16 protein-coding genes are annotated in these 16,749 nt (G+C 63.7%); 14 read left to right on the plus strand and 2 right to left on the minus strand.

All coding sequences use genetic code 11. From position 1 onward, the window contains the following. The 5 genes from ACIQUG_RS26215 to ACIQUG_RS26235 are packed head-to-tail and all read left to right on the plus strand — an operon-like array spanning nucleotide 1 to nucleotide 5,022. Entirely contained in the window at nucleotides 1-1,071 is a 1,071-nt protein-coding gene (locus tag ACIQUG_RS26215) for an ABC transporter ATP-binding protein (protein WP_402325075.1), read from the plus strand. A 13-nt stretch (nucleotides 1,072-1,084) separates the two neighbouring features. Next, nucleotides 1,085-2,554 (plus strand): NAD(P)-binding domain-containing protein, encoded by a 1,470-nt coding sequence (locus tag ACIQUG_RS26220; RefSeq protein WP_402325076.1) that lies wholly within the window; start codon nucleotides 1,085-1,087, stop codon nucleotides 2,552-2,554. A gap of 31 nt (nucleotides 2,555-2,585) precedes the next feature. Continuing rightward, entirely contained in the window at nucleotides 2,586-3,092 is a 507-nt protein-coding gene (locus ACIQUG_RS26225) for a CMD domain-containing protein (protein ID WP_402325077.1), read from the plus strand. Nucleotide 3,093: 1 nt separating this feature from the next. Next, nucleotides 3,094-3,672, plus strand: coding sequence for a peroxidase-related enzyme (locus ACIQUG_RS26230; protein ID WP_402325079.1), 579 nt, complete (start codon nucleotides 3,094-3,096; stop codon nucleotides 3,670-3,672). Beyond that, complete coding sequence (locus ACIQUG_RS26235; RefSeq protein WP_402325080.1) at nucleotides 3,673-5,022, plus strand: MATE family efflux transporter; 1,350 nt, start codon at nucleotides 3,673-3,675, stop codon at nucleotides 5,020-5,022. 18 nt (nucleotides 5,023-5,040) lie between these two features. Here the strand turns inward: ACIQUG_RS26235 and ACIQUG_RS26240 are convergent, their stop codons facing one another. Then, the gene (locus ACIQUG_RS26240; RefSeq protein ID WP_402325081.1) at nucleotides 5,041-6,279 is read right to left on the minus strand and encodes an NAD(P)/FAD-dependent oxidoreductase; all 1,239 of its coding nucleotides are present in this window, start codon (nucleotides 6,277-6,279) and stop codon (nucleotides 5,041-5,043) included. 24 nt (nucleotides 6,280-6,303) lie between these two features. Continuing rightward, on the minus strand, nucleotides 6,304-7,128 hold the full coding sequence (locus tag ACIQUG_RS26245; protein ID WP_402325083.1) for a M55 family metallopeptidase: 825 nt from the start codon (nucleotides 7,126-7,128) through the stop codon (nucleotides 6,304-6,306). Between the two features lie 109 nt (nucleotides 7,129-7,237). Between ACIQUG_RS26245 and ACIQUG_RS26250 the strand changes: the two genes are divergently transcribed. The 9 genes from ACIQUG_RS26250 to ACIQUG_RS26290 all read left to right on the plus strand — a co-directional run bounded on the left by ACIQUG_RS26250 (nucleotide 7,238) and on the right by ACIQUG_RS26290 (nucleotide 16,722). Beyond that, on the plus strand, nucleotides 7,238-8,695 hold the full coding sequence (locus ACIQUG_RS26250; RefSeq protein ID WP_402325084.1) for a M81 family metallopeptidase: 1,458 nt from the start codon (nucleotides 7,238-7,240) through the stop codon (nucleotides 8,693-8,695). A gap of 175 nt (nucleotides 8,696-8,870) precedes the next feature. Further along, nucleotides 8,871-9,503 carry a helix-turn-helix domain-containing protein gene (locus ACIQUG_RS26255; RefSeq protein WP_402325085.1) on the plus strand — a complete coding sequence of 211 codons (633 nt, stop codon included), beginning with the start codon at nucleotides 8,871-8,873 and terminating at the stop codon, nucleotides 9,501-9,503. 123 nt (nucleotides 9,504-9,626) lie between these two features. Then, nucleotides 9,627-11,168, plus strand: coding sequence for an ABC transporter substrate-binding protein (locus ACIQUG_RS26260; protein WP_402325086.1), 1,542 nt, complete (start codon nucleotides 9,627-9,629; stop codon nucleotides 11,166-11,168). A gap of 133 nt (nucleotides 11,169-11,301) precedes the next feature. Further along, a complete protein-coding gene (locus ACIQUG_RS26265) occupies nucleotides 11,302-12,315 on the plus strand; it encodes an ABC transporter permease (RefSeq protein WP_402325087.1) in 1,014 nt (337 codons plus the stop codon). A gap of 2 nt (nucleotides 12,316-12,317) precedes the next feature. After that, entirely contained in the window at nucleotides 12,318-13,226 is a 909-nt protein-coding gene (gene ddpC, locus ACIQUG_RS26270; protein ID WP_402325088.1) for a D,D-dipeptide ABC transporter permease, read from the plus strand. A 2-nt stretch (nucleotides 13,227-13,228) separates the two neighbouring features. Next, complete coding sequence (locus tag ACIQUG_RS26275; protein WP_402325089.1) at nucleotides 13,229-14,248, plus strand: ABC transporter ATP-binding protein; 1,020 nt, start codon at nucleotides 13,229-13,231, stop codon at nucleotides 14,246-14,248. Beyond that, nucleotides 14,245-15,237, plus strand: a complete 993-nt coding sequence (locus ACIQUG_RS26280; RefSeq protein WP_402325090.1) for an oligopeptide/dipeptide ABC transporter ATP-binding protein — start codon at nucleotides 14,245-14,247, stop codon at nucleotides 15,235-15,237. Before ACIQUG_RS26275 ends, ACIQUG_RS26280 begins: the two co-directional genes overlap by 4 nt. A gap of 227 nt (nucleotides 15,238-15,464) precedes the next feature. Next, nucleotides 15,465-15,836, plus strand: a complete 372-nt coding sequence (locus ACIQUG_RS26285; RefSeq protein ID WP_402325209.1) for a hypothetical protein — start codon at nucleotides 15,465-15,467, stop codon at nucleotides 15,834-15,836. Between the two features lie 61 nt (nucleotides 15,837-15,897). Next, a complete protein-coding gene (locus ACIQUG_RS26290; RefSeq protein ID WP_402325091.1) occupies nucleotides 15,898-16,722 on the plus strand; it encodes a creatininase family protein in 825 nt (274 codons plus the stop codon). Nucleotides 16,723-16,749: the final 27 nt, after the last annotated feature.

The following is a 16,749-nucleotide window of genomic DNA, read 5'->3' on the forward strand; positions in this document are numbered from 1 at the left end:
ATGCAGCCTGTCGTCCATTTCAAGAACGTCAACAAGTCCTATGGGGCGCTGACCGCCGTCGATGATCTCGATCTTGCGATCGCGCCCGGCCAGTTCGTCACGCTGCTTGGCCCGTCCGGCTGTGGCAAGTCGACGACACTGCGCATGCTCGGTGGCTTCGACAGCCCGACGTCGGGGGAGATCTACCTCGAGGGCAAGCCGATCTCGCACCTGCCGCCGAACAGGCGCAACGTCAACATCGTCTTCCAGGACTACGCGCTCTTTCCGCACCTGACGGTCGGCCGCAACATCGCCTTCGGCCTGGAATTGAAGGGCATGGAGAGTGCGGCGATCCACAAGCGGGTCAGCGATCTCCTTGCCCTCGTCTCCCTCCAGGACCATGCCGAACGCATGCCGGCGCAGCTTTCGGGCGGGCAGCGCCAGCGCGTGGCGCTGATGCGGGCGCTGGCGCCCGATCCGAACGTGTTGCTCCTCGACGAGCCACTGTCGGCGCTCGATGCGAAGCTCCGCCAGCAGATGCAGATCGAGCTGAAGTCGATCCAGAAGAAGACCGGCAAGACCTTCATCTTCGTCACCCACGACCAGGAAGAAGCGCTCACCATGTCCGACGTCATCGTCGTGATGAACAAGGGCAGGATTGAGCAGATGGGGGGACCGGACGAACTCTACGCCCGGCCGCGCAGCCGTTTCGTTGCGAACTTCATCGGCCAGAGCAATTTCCTCGAAGGCACGGTCGCATCGGTTGCGGGCGGGATCGCCGCCATCGAGTGGCGCGGCAATGTCGTGCATGCGGATGTGAACGGCACGTCGCCGATCCCGGGAGACGATGCCACGGTTGCGCTGCGTCCGGAGGCGGTTTTCTGCCTGTCGCGCAAACCCGAAGACCGCCCGTCGATGAAAGGGCGCATCGACCAGCGCGTCTTCAAGGGCGCCCACACGTCACTGACCGTCGTTCTCGACAATGGCAGCACCTTGGTGGCGCAGGTCGATCCGGTGGCGCTTTCGCAGATCGAAGGGGACGACGTCTGGGTGGGGTGGCGCGACCGCGATGCCGTCCTGCTGGCGAAGTGAAGGGAGATCGGGGATGACCGACAGTCAAAAACAGCAACAGCTTGCCGCGCTCAATGCGAGGGTAAGGCAGGATCTGAGCTATCTCAACTATCCGCCGGCCAACTGGTCGAAGCCGGTGACGACGGCGGCGGGCGAGGACGTCAGCGACGTGGTCGTGATCGGCGGCGGCATGTGCGGGCTTGTTGCCTGGCATGCGCTCACACGCGCCGGCGTCGCCAATCTGCGCATCGTCGACCGCGCGCCCAAGGGGTTCGAGGGTCCCTGGGTCACCTATGCGCGCATGGAGACGCTGCGCTCGCCGAAAATCCTTCTCGGCCCGGCGCTTGGCGTTGCCTCGCTCAGTTTCCGCGCCTGGTTCACCGCGCTGCAGGGTGAAGCGGAATGGGAGGAGCTCTTCCGCATCCCGCGGCCGATGTGGATGGATTATCTGCGCTGGTACCGCGATGTCATGGACATCCCGGTCGAAAACGACACGCACGTTACCCGCGTCGTGCCGCGCGCCGATGGGCTGCTGGAACTCGAAATCGCCGGCGGCGCGAAGCCTGCCATCATCACCCGAAAGCTGGTGATGGCGACCGGCCGCGACGGACTCGGCGAGCCGACCATTCCGGATTTCGTCAAGACCATGGAGCGGCATACCTCCTGGGCGCATTCGGCCGACGAGATCGACTTCGATCGCCTGAAGGGCAAACGGGTCGTCGTCATCGGCGTCGGCGCTTCGGCGGTCGACAATGCAGCCGAAGCCCTGGAGCAGGGGGCAGGGGAAGTCCGCCTTCTCGCCCGCCGTAAGGAGATGCCGACGGTCAACAAGCTGATGGGCATCGGCTCCTATGGCGTCACCGCAGGTTTTGCCGAGATTTCGCCGGAATGGCGCTGGCGGCTGATGGACTATGCCGCAAAGCAGCAGACGCCGGCGCCGCACAATTCCACGCTGCGCGTCAGCCAGCATTCGAACGCCTACTTCCACTTCGATTGCGGTATCCGCTCGATGAAGGAGGAGGGCGGAGAAGTCGTCATCACCACCACGAATGGCCGCATCTTCCGCACTGATTTCGTCATCCTCGGCACGGGCTTTTCGATCGATCCGCTGAGCCGCAGCGAGCTTGCTCCCTATCAGCACCAGATTGCCTGCTGGGATGACCGCTACGTGCCGCCGCCGGGCGAAGAGAACCCCGGGCTCGGCCGCTTCCCGTGGCTGAACGGAGACTTCTCCTTTACCGAGAAGGAGCCGGGGACGGCCCCGTGGCTGAAGGACATCCATTGCTTCAACTACGGCGCCTCCGTCAGTGTCGGCAAGGTCAGCGGCGACATCCCCGCCATCAGCGAGGGCGCGCTGTGGCTGGCGCGTGGGGTCGCAGCTTCGCTCTTCATTCGGGATGTCGACTACCATTGGGAAGCGCTGATCGCCTACGAAAAGCCGGAACTCGACGGGACCGAATGGGTGGATGCCGACGCGCCGACGCCGGCACAGAAGACGGCCTGAACCTCCCGCATTTCAGATGACAGGAAAACCAATGACCGCTCCATCGACAAATGACGTGATCGACACGGTTCTCGGGCTCGATCGCTTTCCGGACCTGCAGGCACTGCGCGAACAACGGGCGAAGCTAAAGCACTTGAGCCAGACGAGCTATCAGGCCGCCCTTCGCCCGGCCGATCCGCGCAACTTCTCCTATGCGCTCCGGGCAGCCCTTGCCGCGCGCATGGCGGCACTCTGGAAGTCGCAGGAACTCTCCGCGCATTTCCGGGCCTTGCTTGAACGCGAGGAGGAGGGCGCCGCCCTGGTGTCGGTTGCCGATCCCGGCAACAGCACCGAAGTTGCCGATCCGTGCCTTCGGGCGATCCTCGCCCATGTCGATCTGGTCACGCTTTCGCCAAAGGAGGCGACGCGCGCCAATGTCGAGAAGCTGCTGGCCGCAGGCCTCGACGACCGGGACATCGTCACGCTCGCCGGCCTGATCGCCTTCGTGAACTATCAGGTGCTGGTGGTGGCCGGCCTCAAGATGCTGAGGGATAACTGAGATGTCTGAAGCCGTGCACGAATTCACAGTCGAAGCGCTCGACTGGAAGCCCTATGTCAAACCGGTCGACGTCGAGACGGCGACGGCCGAGCAGCTCGACGCACTGAAGATCACGCCGTCCAACAAGAAGATCTCGGACTATGTGCTGGTTCTCGCCAATGAGCCGGAAACCCTGAAGGAGCGCACGCCGCTCTTCAACGACATCATGTATAGCGAGGGCGGGCTTTCCCGCGGTGGCCGGGAGATCGGCGCGCTTGCCGCATCCTTCGTCAACCGCTGCATCTATTGCGCCTCGGTGCATGCGGCGCGCTACATCCAGCTCGAAAAGCGGCCGGAGGTGGTGGACGAGATCTATGGCAGCGGCCTCGACGCGAACCTGCCGGAATTCGAGCAGGCGCTGTTCAATTTCGGCGTCGATCTCACGGCACATCCCGACAATGTCGGCGCCTACCAGTTCTACCATCTGCGCGAGATCGGCCTCGACGACCTGCAGATCCTCGATCTCATCCATGCGGTTGCGATCTTCGGTTGGGCCAACCGGCTGATGCATACGCTCGGCGAACCACATCGGCTGGATTGAGTGAAACACGCGTCTTCCGACCAGGCAGCGGTCTCTGTCCGCCCCTTCGACATCGCGCATCGCGACGTGCTTCGCATCGCGTTGCCGATGATGATCGCCTATCTGTCGAGCCCGCTTGTTGGGCTCGTCGCAACCGGCGTCATCGGCCAGTTGCGCGACGAGACCCTGATCGGCGGCGTGGCGCTTTCGACCGTCATCTTCGACGTGATCTTCGTCACCTTCAATTTCCTGCGCGGCGCGACCACGGGCTTTACCGCCCAGGCGCTCGGGGCAGGTGACCGGCGCGAAGAGCAGCGCATGCTCGCAAGCGGCCTCATCATCGCGCTTGTCGCAGGCCTGGCACTGCTTTTGCTTCAAAAGCCGATCGGCGCGCTTGGGCTTGCGGCCATGGGCGCTGAAGGCAAGGTCGCCGAAGCGGCCGCCACCTATTTTGCTTGGCGCGTGTGGTCGGCGCCCTTCGTCCTCTTCAACTTCGTGGTCTTCGGCTGGATCATCGGGCGTGGTGATGCGCTCTGGGGCATGATCCTGCAAACCCTGCTCAATGCGCTCAATGCCGGCTTGAGCGTGCACTGGGTCCTCGGTCTCGGCTGGGGTGTGGCAGGCGTTGCGGCCGCCTCTCTCGTCGCCGAAGCCGTCACAGCTGTGGCGGGGCTCTATCTCATCTGGGCAAAGACCGACCGGACAGCGTGGAACCTTCCGGATCTGACGGCCTTCCGCCGGGCCTTTTCGGTCAATGGCGACATGATGATCCGCTCCTTCGCGCTTTTGATCGGGCTTTCCTTCTTCACCCGCCAGAGCGGCATGCTCGGCATCGAAATCCTTGCGGCCAATACGATCCTGCTACGCTTCTATTTCTTCGGCGTCGCTTTTCTCGATGGGGTGGCAACGGCGGCCGAGCAGTTGGCCGGCCGTGCCGTCGGCGCGCGCTATCGGCCGGCTTTCGACCGTGCCGTCGGCTTGACCACGGTATGGGGCTTCGTCTTTGCCGGGCTCGTCGCGCTCTGTCTCTTCGTGGCCGGTGACTGGGTGATCGGCATCACCGCCCCGTCGGAAAGCGTGTCAGCACTTGCGCACGCCTACCTGCCCTATGTCGCAGCCCTGCCGATCTTCGGCATCGTCGCCTTCCAGATGGACGGGGTCTATATCGGCGCCACCTGGTCGAAGCAGATGCGAAACCTGATGGTCGCCTCGCTGGTGATCTACTTTGCCGCCTGGGCGATCCTGCAGCCGGTCTTTGGCAATGACGGATTGTGGATCGCCCTGATCCTGTTCCAAAGCGCCCGCAGCGTCGCCTTCCGGCTTATGTTGCCGCGGCTCGCCGACCGCACGTTTTCGACCGTGCGCCAATAACCGGGCTTTAGCGTTCCGCTATGCCCAGTCTCGGGTCGACGGCAACAGGGGCAGGGCCAGCGGATTGCCAGCGCGCCCGGCAACCTGCTCCGCCAACAGAAGTGCTGTCGTCGGCCCCAGGGTGAAGCCCTGGTGCCCATGGCCGAAATGAAACCACAGGCCCTTGTGCCGGCTAGGCCCGACGACGGGAAGCATGTCGGGCATGCAGGGACGAGTGCCCGACCATGGCGCCGATTCGATGGGGTCGCGCAGCGCAAAAAGCGTGCGTGCGGCGTTGACGGCGTGCCGTATCTGTCGCGATGCAGGGGCGGCGCCGAGTGGCGCCAGGTGCGCGCCGGTCAGGACGCGCCACCCGGCGTTCATAGGGGCGATCAGGGCGGAGCTGTCGATGTCCAGCATCGAAATGCGTGGGCCGTCCTTGCCGCCGAAGTGCCAGTGGTAGCCGCGCTTTAACACCATGGGGACACGATAACCGAACCGCGCCACAAGCACCGGCGACCAGGGTCCGAGGGCGACGACTGCGTTTTCAGCCGTGATATCGCCACCCTCCGACAGCACCCGCCAGCCGGTGCCGGTCTGCTGCAACGACATGGCATCGCCTTGGGCGACCTTCCCGCCGCGGGCAATGAAGAGCGCTGCGTAGCGCGAAACCAGATCGCCTGGGTCGCGGCAGGTCCAGGGCGAGGTCCAGTGGACGGCACCTGCCAGTCGGCTTCTGAGCGCAGGTTCGCTCGCCGCAAGTTCGTCTGACGTGAGCGCCTTAGACGGCACGCCGTACTCCCGTTTCAGGCGCTCGGCGGTGGCGATGGCCGCGTCGAGCTTTGCCGGCGAACGGTAGACCGCGCGCCAGCCCTCGCGGACGATCAGGTCGCCGGCATTGGCCGGCTCGACGAAGCGCGCGTGATCGTCGCTCGCCCGCAGCGCCAGCTTCGAATAGGCCGCGACGGTTCTCGCATAGGGCGCAGGCGCCGATTGCGTGAAATAGCGCCAGAGCGGCCCCGCCAGCCGCGGCATGTCGGCGAGCCGAAAGTCCGTATCGTTGCCGCGTTTCAGCGCCACCCTGACGATCTCGGCCAGGGAGCGCGGAAAGGCATAGGGTTCGACGGCCTCGGTCTGGATGATGCCGGCATTGCCGTAACTGGTTTCCCGGCCCGGCGCCTTGCGGTCGATCAGCACAACTTGGTGCCCGGTTTCTTGCAAGGCGAGCGCGGTGGAAACGCCGACCATGCCGGCGCCGAGGACGATAGAGGTGGTCATGGATTGGTTCCGCGGAAATGCTCGTCAGAAGGTGAGGCGGGAGTTGTAGCCGACCACGAATTGGATGAAGCGCGAGACGTCGACCATGTCGTCGCCCTTGTAGCGGATCGTGTAGCCGTCGGTCCGCTCGACACCCTTGAGATAGGAGAGATATTCGGCGGGGAGGCGGTTGCGGAAGACGATCTCAAGGACGGGGTTTTCCAGTTTGAACGGTTTTGCCGAGCCGGCTCTCGCCAGCGCCTTCTTAACGCCCTCGCGGATCCGGCGATGGGCGACGGCAGGCGTCAGGGTGATGGCCGATTGCGTACTGTAAACCTGCTTCACCGGCACCGTCACGATATCGCCGATCCGCTCCTTAATTTCCTCCAAGGCAACGTCGTCACCGGATGCGAGCAGCACCGGCACGCCAAAATGTCCGGCGATGGCGGCGTTGATGCCGGCCTCCGGCATGACGGTGCCATTGATGCGCACCTCAGCAAAGGCGGTGCCGCCGATCGTGTGCGACAGCACGCCGCTCGCATGGCTAGCGCCGGCGTGGTAGCCGAGAAGCATCGCGCCGACGAAGGAACCGAGTTCGACGCCCTGCATCATCATCAGCGGCCGCGGCCAGCTGCGCACGACCTGCACATAGTCCGGCAGGCGGTCGATCAGGATGCTCTCGCCATTTCCGTGGGAATCGCTGAGGATGACCTCCTCTACACCTTCCTCATGCGCAGCTTCGCAGGCGTGAACCACGGTGTCCGTCATCCAGCGCCGGGCGTTCTCGTACTCGAAACCTTCGGGCATCAGCTGGTCGCGGCTCACGACCCCGACGATCCCTTCGATGTCAGCGGAAATATAGATGCGCATTCCTGCCTCCCCGGTCAGCCGCGCAAGCGCGGATAATGCATTTGACTTTCCGACGATAAACATAGTTTTATGATTAGAAAATATCTTTCTTGATGGGCGGGAGGCGAAAATGAAACTTTTCATCGCGGGGCTGGATACGGAGACCAACACCTTCTCGCCCATGCAGACCGGCATCGAGGCCTTCCGCGAAAACCTGATCGCCTATGGCGACGCCACCGGCAAGCCGCTCAACTGCTGCTCTTCGCAAATGTTCGTCTGGCGCAACGCCGCTGAGGATAAAGGCTGGGACGTGGTCGAGAGCCTGTGCGCCGTGGCCGAGCCCGGAGGCCGGACGACGCGGGCGGTCTATGAGAGCTTCCGCGCCACAATCCTCGGCGATCTCAGGGCCGCTCTGCCGGTCGACGCCGTGATGCTCGCCCTGCACGGCGCCTGCGTCGCCGATGGCTACGATGACGTCGAAGGCGATCTGCTTGCGCATGTTCGGGAAGTGGTGGGGCCCGATGTGCCGGTTGCGGCGGAACTCGACCTGCATTGTCACATTACCGAACGCATGGTTGTCAGTGCGACCATGATCGCCACCTATAAGGAATATCCGCATACGGACATTGAAGAGGTTGCCGAACAGCTGTTCCGGCTGATGGAGCGCACACTTGCCGGCCAAGTGAAGCCGACCATGGGTCTCCATGATTGCCGTATGATCAACACCTTCCACCCGCATCGCGCGCCCTTGCGCGGCATCGTCGACCGCATGAAGGCGATGGAAGGGCAGGATGGCGTACTCTCGGTTTCCTTCGGTCACGGCTTCCCTTGGGGCGACGTGGAAGACGTCGGCGCCAAGATGCTTGTGGTGACCGACAGCGATCCGGAAAAGGCCGCGCGCACGGCGCGATCGTTCGGCCAGGAGATCTTCGAGGCGCGCGAAGAGATGCGCGGAGACTATCTTAGCATCGACGCGGCCCTCGACCGGGCGGTTGCCGCAAAGAGCGGCCCGATCGTGATCGCCGATGTCTCAGACAATGCAGGCGGCGGCGCGCCTGGAGATTCGACATTCATCCTGCGCCGCATCATCGAGCGTGGCATCGAGGATGTGGCCTCCTGCCTCTACTGGGATCCGATTGCGGTGCGTATGTGCCGCGAGGCCGGAGAGGGCGCCACCTTGGCGTTGAGGATCGGCGGCAAGGTCGGGCCGGCCTCCGGCGACCCGCTCGACCTGACGGTAACGGTCAGGCGCGTGGCTTCGGGCATGACCCAGCGCTTCGGGCCGACGCCGCTTGGCATCGGCGATGCCGTGTGGGTGTCTGCCGGCAGCATCGACATCGTGCTCAACACCGTGCGCACGCAGACCTTTCATCCGGAATGCATGACGGCGCTCGGGCTCGATCCGGCGAAGAAGAAGATCGTGGCGGTGAAGTCCAGCAACCACTTCCGTGCCGGCTTCGAACCCATTGCGCGCGACATTCTCTATGTCAGCGCGCCGGGCGCGTTGCAGCCGACCTTCGAGGATCTGGCCTTCACCAAGCTGACGCGCCCCTATTGGCCAAAGGTCGACAACCCCTTCGCCGAATAGGAGGCAGCCGGAGGCTGCAAGTGGTTGTGGGGCAGGGATTGCCGTCAACACGATGTTGATTTCGGCCACGTATTATAGGAAATGGTTTTCCTATCATGCCAATCGGATTCTGTGTTGCGGGCGGGCGAAACCCGGCGAGCACTTCGATGGCTGCAGGCAAATGGAGACGCCAACGATGACCGACGCGAAATCCAGCCTCGGCGAGATCCTCAAGGATATTCGCAATCGCAACCGCTGGACCTTGGCCGAAGTCAGCTCCATGACCGGGCTTGCGGTCTCGACCCTGTCCAAGGTCGAGAACAACCAGATGCAACTGACCTACGACCGGTTGATCCAGCTCGCCCAGGGCCTGAAGGTCGACATCGTCGAGCTGTTCGGGACGATGTCTGGCGCGGAAGACACCCCCAACATGCTGGGACGGCGGACCTATACCAAGTCCGGCGAGGGCCGGGAGATCGTCACGCAGAACTACGACTATCTCTATGTCTGCACGGAGATTTCGAAGAAATCGATGGTGCCGATCCTGGCGATGGCGCGGGCACGAACGCTCGAAGAATTCGGGCCGCTCATCCGGCACAAGGGCGAGGAATTCTTCTACGTCATCGACGGCGAGCTGGAGCTCCACACCGAGATCTACGCGCCGCTGCGGCTGAAGAAGGGCGATTCCTGCTACTTCGACGCCATGATGGGCCACGCCTATCTGAGCGTCAGCGACGAGCCGGCGCAGATCCTCTGCGTTTGCTCGACCCCGGAAACCGAATTGGTCTCCACGCTGGCAAACGCGCAGACGATCAAGCTCAAAAGCTGATCGAAACTAAAAAACGAATACGATAAGAAAAAATATTGCACTTAGGAAAATCGTTTCCTAGTCTAGCACTGCGGTGGGTGCCGGGAGGGCATCGCACGCCGCAGTTCTGGGGAGGACTACGAGATGAACGGTTCCAAGTGGAAATCGATCGGCATTGCATTGCTTCTGGCATCGACGCCGCTTTCCGGCGCCCTTGCTGCGCAGGACGTGCTGGTGCTGGCGCGCGCGGAAGATCCGCCGACGGCCGATCCGGGCATTGAGATCAGCAACAGCGGCTACACGCTCACCTATGCCGCCTATGAACGGCTCGTCGCCTACAAGGGGGCCTCGACGGAAGTCGGGCCGGAACTCGCCGAAAGCTGGACGGCCGACGATGCTGGCCTCGTCTGGACCTTCAAGATTGCGGCCGGCCACAAGTTCGATGACGGTTCGCCGGTCGATGCGGCCGCCGTCAAGTTCAGCTTCGATCGGCTGATGAAGCTGAAGGCTGGCCCGTCCGACGCGTTCCCGGTGCTGAAGGAGGTCGAGGTCGTCGATCCGCAGACCGTGAGATTTCACCTGACCGCGCCGTTTGCGCCTTTCATCTCGACGCTTGCCGTCTCCGGCGCTGCGATCGTCAATCCCAAGGTGATGGAGCATGAGAAGGACGGCGACATGGCGAAGGCCTGGCTTGCCGAACATTCGGCCGGCAGCGGGCCCTATCGCATCGCCTCCTGGGAGCGCAACCAGAGCATTGTGCTCGACCGCAACGAACACTACTCGGGCAGCCAGCCGGCGCTGAAGCAGGTGGTCATCCGCATCGTCGGCGACGTCTCGGCTCGCCGCCTGCAACTGACCAACGGCGATGCCGACATCATCGAACAGATCCCGCTCGATCAGGCAGAGGCGCTGCAGAAGGATGCCTCGGTCGTCGTCGAGAGCAATCCCAGCATGTATGTGAACTACATCTACATGAACAACCGCCAGCCGCCGCTGGACGATGCCAAGGTGCGCCAGGCGATCTCCTATGCGGTCGACTATCAGGGCATCATCGACGGCATCATGCTCGGCCAGGCCAAGCAGATGCGCGGTGCGGTGCCGAGCGGCATGTGGGGGCATGATCCCCAGGGCTTCCAGTACAGCTACGACATCGAAAAGGCCAAGGCGTTGCTGGCCGAATCCGGCAAGAGTGACATTCACCTGACCTATACCTTCTCGCAGGCCGATCCTGCCTGGGAGCCGGTCGGTCTCGCACTGCAGGCCTCGCTGGCGGAAATCGGCATCAAGCTCGACCTGCAGTCGGTCGCCGACACGACCAAGCGCGAGCTGGTCGCCAACGGCAAGTTCGACATGTCGCCCGGCGCCTGGACGCCGGACTTTGCCGACCCCTACATGTTCATGAACTACTGGTTCGATGCGGACAAAATGGGCGGGCCGGGCAACCGCTCCTTCTACGGCAACACCAAGGTGGCCGGACTGGTGAAGGAAGCGGCTTCGATCGTCGACGAGGAAAAGCGCAAGGCGCTCTATATCGAAGCGCAGAAGCTTTCGACGGAGGACGCGCCCTATCTCTACATCATGGAGAAGAACGACATCTTCGCCCGCCGCGCCGTGGTGAAAGGCTATGTCTACAATCCGATGCTGATCCAGGTCTACAACTTCGGAACGATGTCGAAGACGGAATGAGCAGGAACGGTCAGGCTGCGCTTGACCGATTTCGCTTCCCGGAAAACCTGCCGCCGGTCTCAGGGCCACGGCGGCAGGAGTTCACCGTTTCCCAAGCTAGGCCGGGGTTCCCGTGCCGGAAGGGCTGACGTCCATGGCAATCACCCGCATCATTCTTCCGCGCCTGATCCTCTTGCTCTTCGTCGTGCTCGGGGTCGCGGTCATCACGTTCACGATCTCGCATCTCATCCCCGGCGATCCGGCGCGCATGATCGCGGGCGACCGGGCAAGCGCCGAGACACTTGAAAATATCCGGCGCAACCTGGGTCTCGACCGGCCGGTCGTCGAACAGTTCACCATCTATATCGGCAATCTGCTGCAGGGTGATCTCGGCACGTCGCTGCGCACCAATCGCCCGGTTGCCGCCGATATCCGCACCTTCCTGCCGGCGACGCTGGAGCTTGGAACGGTCGCGCTCTTCATCGCGATCTGTCTCGGCGTGCCGCTCGGCGTGCTCTCGGCCGTCTACAAGGACGGCCCGATCGACCAGATCGCGCGCACCGTCTCCGTCTGCGGCATCTCGATGCCGGTCTTCTGGTTCGGCCTGATCCTGATCTATGTGTTCTACGCGAAATTCCAGATCCTTCCCGGCAGCGGGCGCCTGGCCATGGGCATCGTGGCGCCGGAGCGCATCACCGGCTTCCTGCTGATCGACTCGCTGTTGCAGGGCCGTTTCGACGCATTCCGCAGCGCGCTTTACCACATCATCCTGCCGGGCTTCGTGCTGGCCTTTGCCAACATGGGCGTGATCACCCGCCAGATCCGCGCCTCGATGCTCGACGTGCTGCAAGAGGATTATATCCGCACCGCGCGCGCCAGCGGGCTGCGCAAGGGCGTGATCATCTTCAACTATGCGCTCAGAAACGCGCTCATCCCTTCGATCACCTTGCTGGGGCTCGCGCTCGGCGACCTTCTCTACGGCGCGGTGCTGACAGAGACGATCTTCGCCTGGCCGGGCATGGGAACCTATGTCGTGACCTCGATCCAGACGCTCGATTTCCCCGCCATCATGGGTTTTACGATCGTCGCATCCATCGGCTATGTGCTGATCAACCTTCTGGTCGATCTCGCCTACATGCTCGCCGATCCGCAGATCAGGGAGGTCTGATCATGTCCGCCGTCATGCCGACAGAGCCTGTCGCGTCGAACGCAGCAATGCGCAGGACGAAGTCGTTCTCCGAGCGGCTGCGTTATCTCTGGTACCTCAGCCGCCGCAGCCCGCTGACGCTGTTGGGCGTCGCGATCATCCTGCTCGTCCTCGTGATGATCATCGCCGCACCCGTCATAGCACCCTACAATCCGGACAAGGTGTCACTGACGGCGCGCCTGTTGCCGCCGAGTGCTGCCCACTGGTTCGGCACGGACGAGGTCGGCCGGGACCTGTTCTCGCGGGTGATCTACGGGGCAAGGGCGTCTTGTGGCGCCGCCTTCATGATCGTCCTGATCTCGATGTCGGTCGGGGTGCTGATCGGCTGCTTCTCGGGCGTCGTCGGCGGCCGGGTCGACACCGCCATCATGCGGCTGATGGACGTCGTGCTCGCCCTGCCGGCGCTGGTACTCGCCATGGCGCTGGCCGCAGCCCTTGGTCCGAGCCTGTTCAATTCCATGCTCGCGGTGGCGATCGTGCGCATCCCTGCCTATGTGCGCCTTGCCCGCGGCCAGACGCTTTCGCTACGCGAGCAGGTCTTCGTCAAGGCGGCGCGCACCTTCGGCGCCTCGCCTTTCTACATCCTGCGCTGGCATATCCTGCCGAACGCGATGTCGCCGATCATCGTCCAGGCAACGCTCGATCTCGGCGGCGTCGTGTTGATCGCAGCCGCCCTCAGCTTCATCGGCCTCGGCGCCCAGCCGCCCACCGCCGAATGGGGCGCGCTGGTCAGCAGCGGTCGCAGCTACATGCTCGATCAATGGTGGTACGCGACCTTCCCGGGTCTTGCCATCCTGATCACGGCCATGGGGTGCAATCTCGTCGGCGACGGCATTCGCGACATGCTCGACCCGCGCTTGAGGGGCAGATGATGATGACCGGTACGACAGAACCACGCGGCCAGGCGCTGGCCATCAACAATCTGTCGCTGGAGTTTCCAACCTTCAGCGGTGCGATCAAGGCGCTCGACGACGTCACGATCAACGTCGGCAAGGCCGAGATCGTCGGCATCGTCGGCGAATCCGGCTGCGGCAAGTCGGTGACGACCATGGCCGCAACGGGGCTTCTGCCCAAAGGGCGCTATCGCATCACCGGCGGCACCGTCAGGCTCTTTGGCCACAGCACGCTCTCCATGGACGACGATCAATTGCAGGACCTGCGCGGCAAGGTGGTCTCGACCATCTTCCAGGAGCCGATGAACGCCCTCAATCCGACGATCCGCATCGGCAAGCAACTGACCGACGTCATCATGCGCCACGAGGAAATAGGCCTGGCAGAGGCAAGGCGCGTCGCTCGGGATAGTCTGGCCGACATGCTGATCGGCGAGCCTGAGCGGGTGATGAAGCTTTACCCGTTCGAGCTCTCCGGCGGCATGCGGCAGCGGGTGCTGATCGCCATGGCCTTCTCCTGCAATCCCGGTCTCATCATTGCCGACGAGCCGACGACCGCACTCGACGTCACCGTCCAGGCGGTGATCCTGCGGCTGATCCAGAACCGGGCGCGCCGCACCGGCACGTCGGTCATCTTCATCTCGCACAATGTCGCCGTCGTCTCGCAGCTCTGCGACCGGCTTTACGTGATGTATGCTGGGCGAATTGTCGAGCACGGCGCGACGCGGACCGTGCTCGAGACGCCGCAGCATCCCTATACCCAGGCGCTGTTGCGCTGCCTGCCGGAGCGGGTAGCGCCGAAGCAGGAACTCGAAGCGATCCCCGGTGCCGTGCCGAACCTTCTCAGCCCACCGGCCGGTTGTTACTTCCAGCCGCGATGCAAGGAAGCGGTCGACCAATGTCGATCCCAGTCTCCGCAACTGGCGGGGGCGGGCGGCCAGCAGGTGGCCTGCTGGCGCCGCGGGGGCGCGGCGGAACTTGTAGAACAGGGGGGCCGGCAATGATCGAAGGCGTTGGTATCATGACGCAACCGGTGCTCGAGGTCTCCGACCTGCATGTCCACTTCCCGGCGTCTCGCAACTGGTTGGGGCGGCCCACGTCCTTTGTGCATGCGGTCAATGGCGTGACGCTTGAGGTCCGTGCCGGCAAGAGCCTCGGCATTGTCGGGGAGTCCGGTTGCGGCAAGAGTACGCTCGCCCAGGCGATCATCGGGCTTGCGCCTTACGAACGGGGTAGGGTGGCGATCGACGGCGAGGATTTTCAGAAAGTGCAGGGCAAACAGAAACGCGCCCTGCGGCAGAAGATGCAGATCGTCTTTCAGGATCCGCAATCCTCGCTCGACCGGCGCCTGCCGGTCTGGCGGCTGATCAGCGAGCCGCTGCATATCCGCGGTGGACACAGCAGGGCCGAACTGCATGATAAGGCGGAGGAGCTGGCCGTTGCCGTCGGGCTCCGTCCGGAACATCTCGACCGCCTGCCGCACGAGTTTTCAGGCGGCCAACGCCAGCGCATCGCCATTGCCCGCGCGATCAGCACGGACCCGGAGCTGATGGTGCTGGACGAGCCGACATCGGCGCTCGATGTCTCGGTGCAGGCGCAGATCATCAACCTGCTCTTGAAGCTGCAGCGCGAGCGCGGGCTCACCTATCTGCTGATTTCGCATGACGTCGCGCTGGTGCGGCACTTCTGCGACGACGTCGCGGTGATGTATCTCGGCCAGATCGTCGAATCCGGCCCGGCCGATGCGGTGTTGCGCGATCCCCGTCACCCCTACACCCAGACGCTTCTGGCCGCGGCCCCGAGTTTCGAAAGCCCGCTGCCAGACATTGCCCAGGTGCGCGCCGGCGAGCTTCCCAACAACCGCAACCTGCCGGACGGCTGCTTCTATAAACAGAGGTGCGACCGGATCGGCGGCGGCTGCGAGGCAGGCCAGGTGCTGCGGCGCCTGAGCGAGAGCGCTCGGCATGTCAGGTGTCACCTGGCGCAGACGTAGAGGCGCAGACCACATGCGAGATCCGCGCCCACCGGCCGTAACCTGCGGCGTGACGCGGCGTCGTCTGTCTCATTTGATGCGCAGTTGCGATAGTTTGAGAAATATAATTTTCTTATAGGAAAAATAATTTGCTTGATATTTCCGACTGTGCAAATTTGTAGCCGCCGCCTTCGGGCGGTGCTTGCCAATCGGGGAACGCCTTTTCGCGACCCCGCCGCTTGCCGGAGATGAAATTGACTGACCCAACGCTGCTCGACACCTTTCGTCGTCCGGACCCCGCCGACCTGCCGACGCCCTTTGTCGAAATTGATGAAAGCAGGCGGATGCGCAATCTGCGCGGCATGCAGGCGCGGGCCGCTGCCTCAGGTGTCGCGTTGCCTCATATCAAGACCCACAAGAGCCTTGCGATCGCCCGCCGCTTTTCCGAGGAGCACAGCTTTGTCCGTTTCACCGACATGGCGCCCGCAATCGGCAGCCTCGTCCGCATCTTTCCCAATCATTCCTGCGCCGTCGTCGCGCAATTCGACACCGCCACCCTGCGGCAATCCGATGGGCGGGCGGTGACGCTGCGGGTCGATGCCAGGGGACGCCAGACATAGGCGCATGCCGCCGGCGTGGCGGCGAACAGATTTTGCTTTGAAGACATGAAAGAGGCCTGACATGACCAAGGAAGTTGAATGGGCGCGCATGACCGCGCCGAGTCTGCGCGAAATTGCCGGCAAGCCGGGCGCGCTTGCGATCCTGCCGATCGGCTCGCTGGAGCAGCACGGCCCGCATCTGCCCGTCATCACCGACACGGCGAGCGCGTCCGCAGCTGCGATCCGCGCCGCCCGGCTGGTTGCCGATGACGTTCCGGTCGCCGTTCTTCCGGGCTTGTGGACCGGCATGAGCGAACATCACCTGCCCTTCGGCGGCACGATCACGCTCGACTACGATACGCTGAGCCGCCTCATCCGCTGCATCGTCCGTTCGCTGAAGACGCTCGGCTTCCAGCGCCTGTTCATCGTCAACGGTCACGGCGGCAACATGGACCCGCTCGCCGTCGCGGTGCGCGAACTGGCGGTCGAGTTCGCCATGCCGATCGTCGCCACGACGCCGTGGATGCTGGCGCCGGAGGAGGCGTCAAAGATCTTCGAGGTCGACACGGGCGCACACCATGCCTGCGAAGGCGAGGCCTCGGTCATGCTGGCGATCGTGCCGGATGCGGTGAAGACCGAGATGTTCGGCCAGGCTTTCGGCAACCAGCAGCACCCAGTCGACGTGCCGGCCGACGTGTCGCGCTTCTATTCCTTCTCCGAACGCGCGCCGGTCACCGGCACCTGGGGCGATCCGCGCAGCGCGACCGCCGAAAAGGGGGAACGCTTCCTGGACCTGCAGGCGAGCGAACTGGTGAAGCTGATCCGCAACGACGTGCTCTGGACCAAGCCGGATCCGATCTGGACGCCCGGCCGCGGTCTCGGCACCACCGCCGGCAAGGCCGACTGATCTTTCCGGCGCAACTGCCGGCACATC

Origin of the sequence: Ensifer sp. NPDC090286, from assembly GCF_044769565.1 — a bacterium.
Classification (GTDB): Bacteria; Pseudomonadota; Alphaproteobacteria; order Rhizobiales; family Rhizobiaceae; genus Ensifer.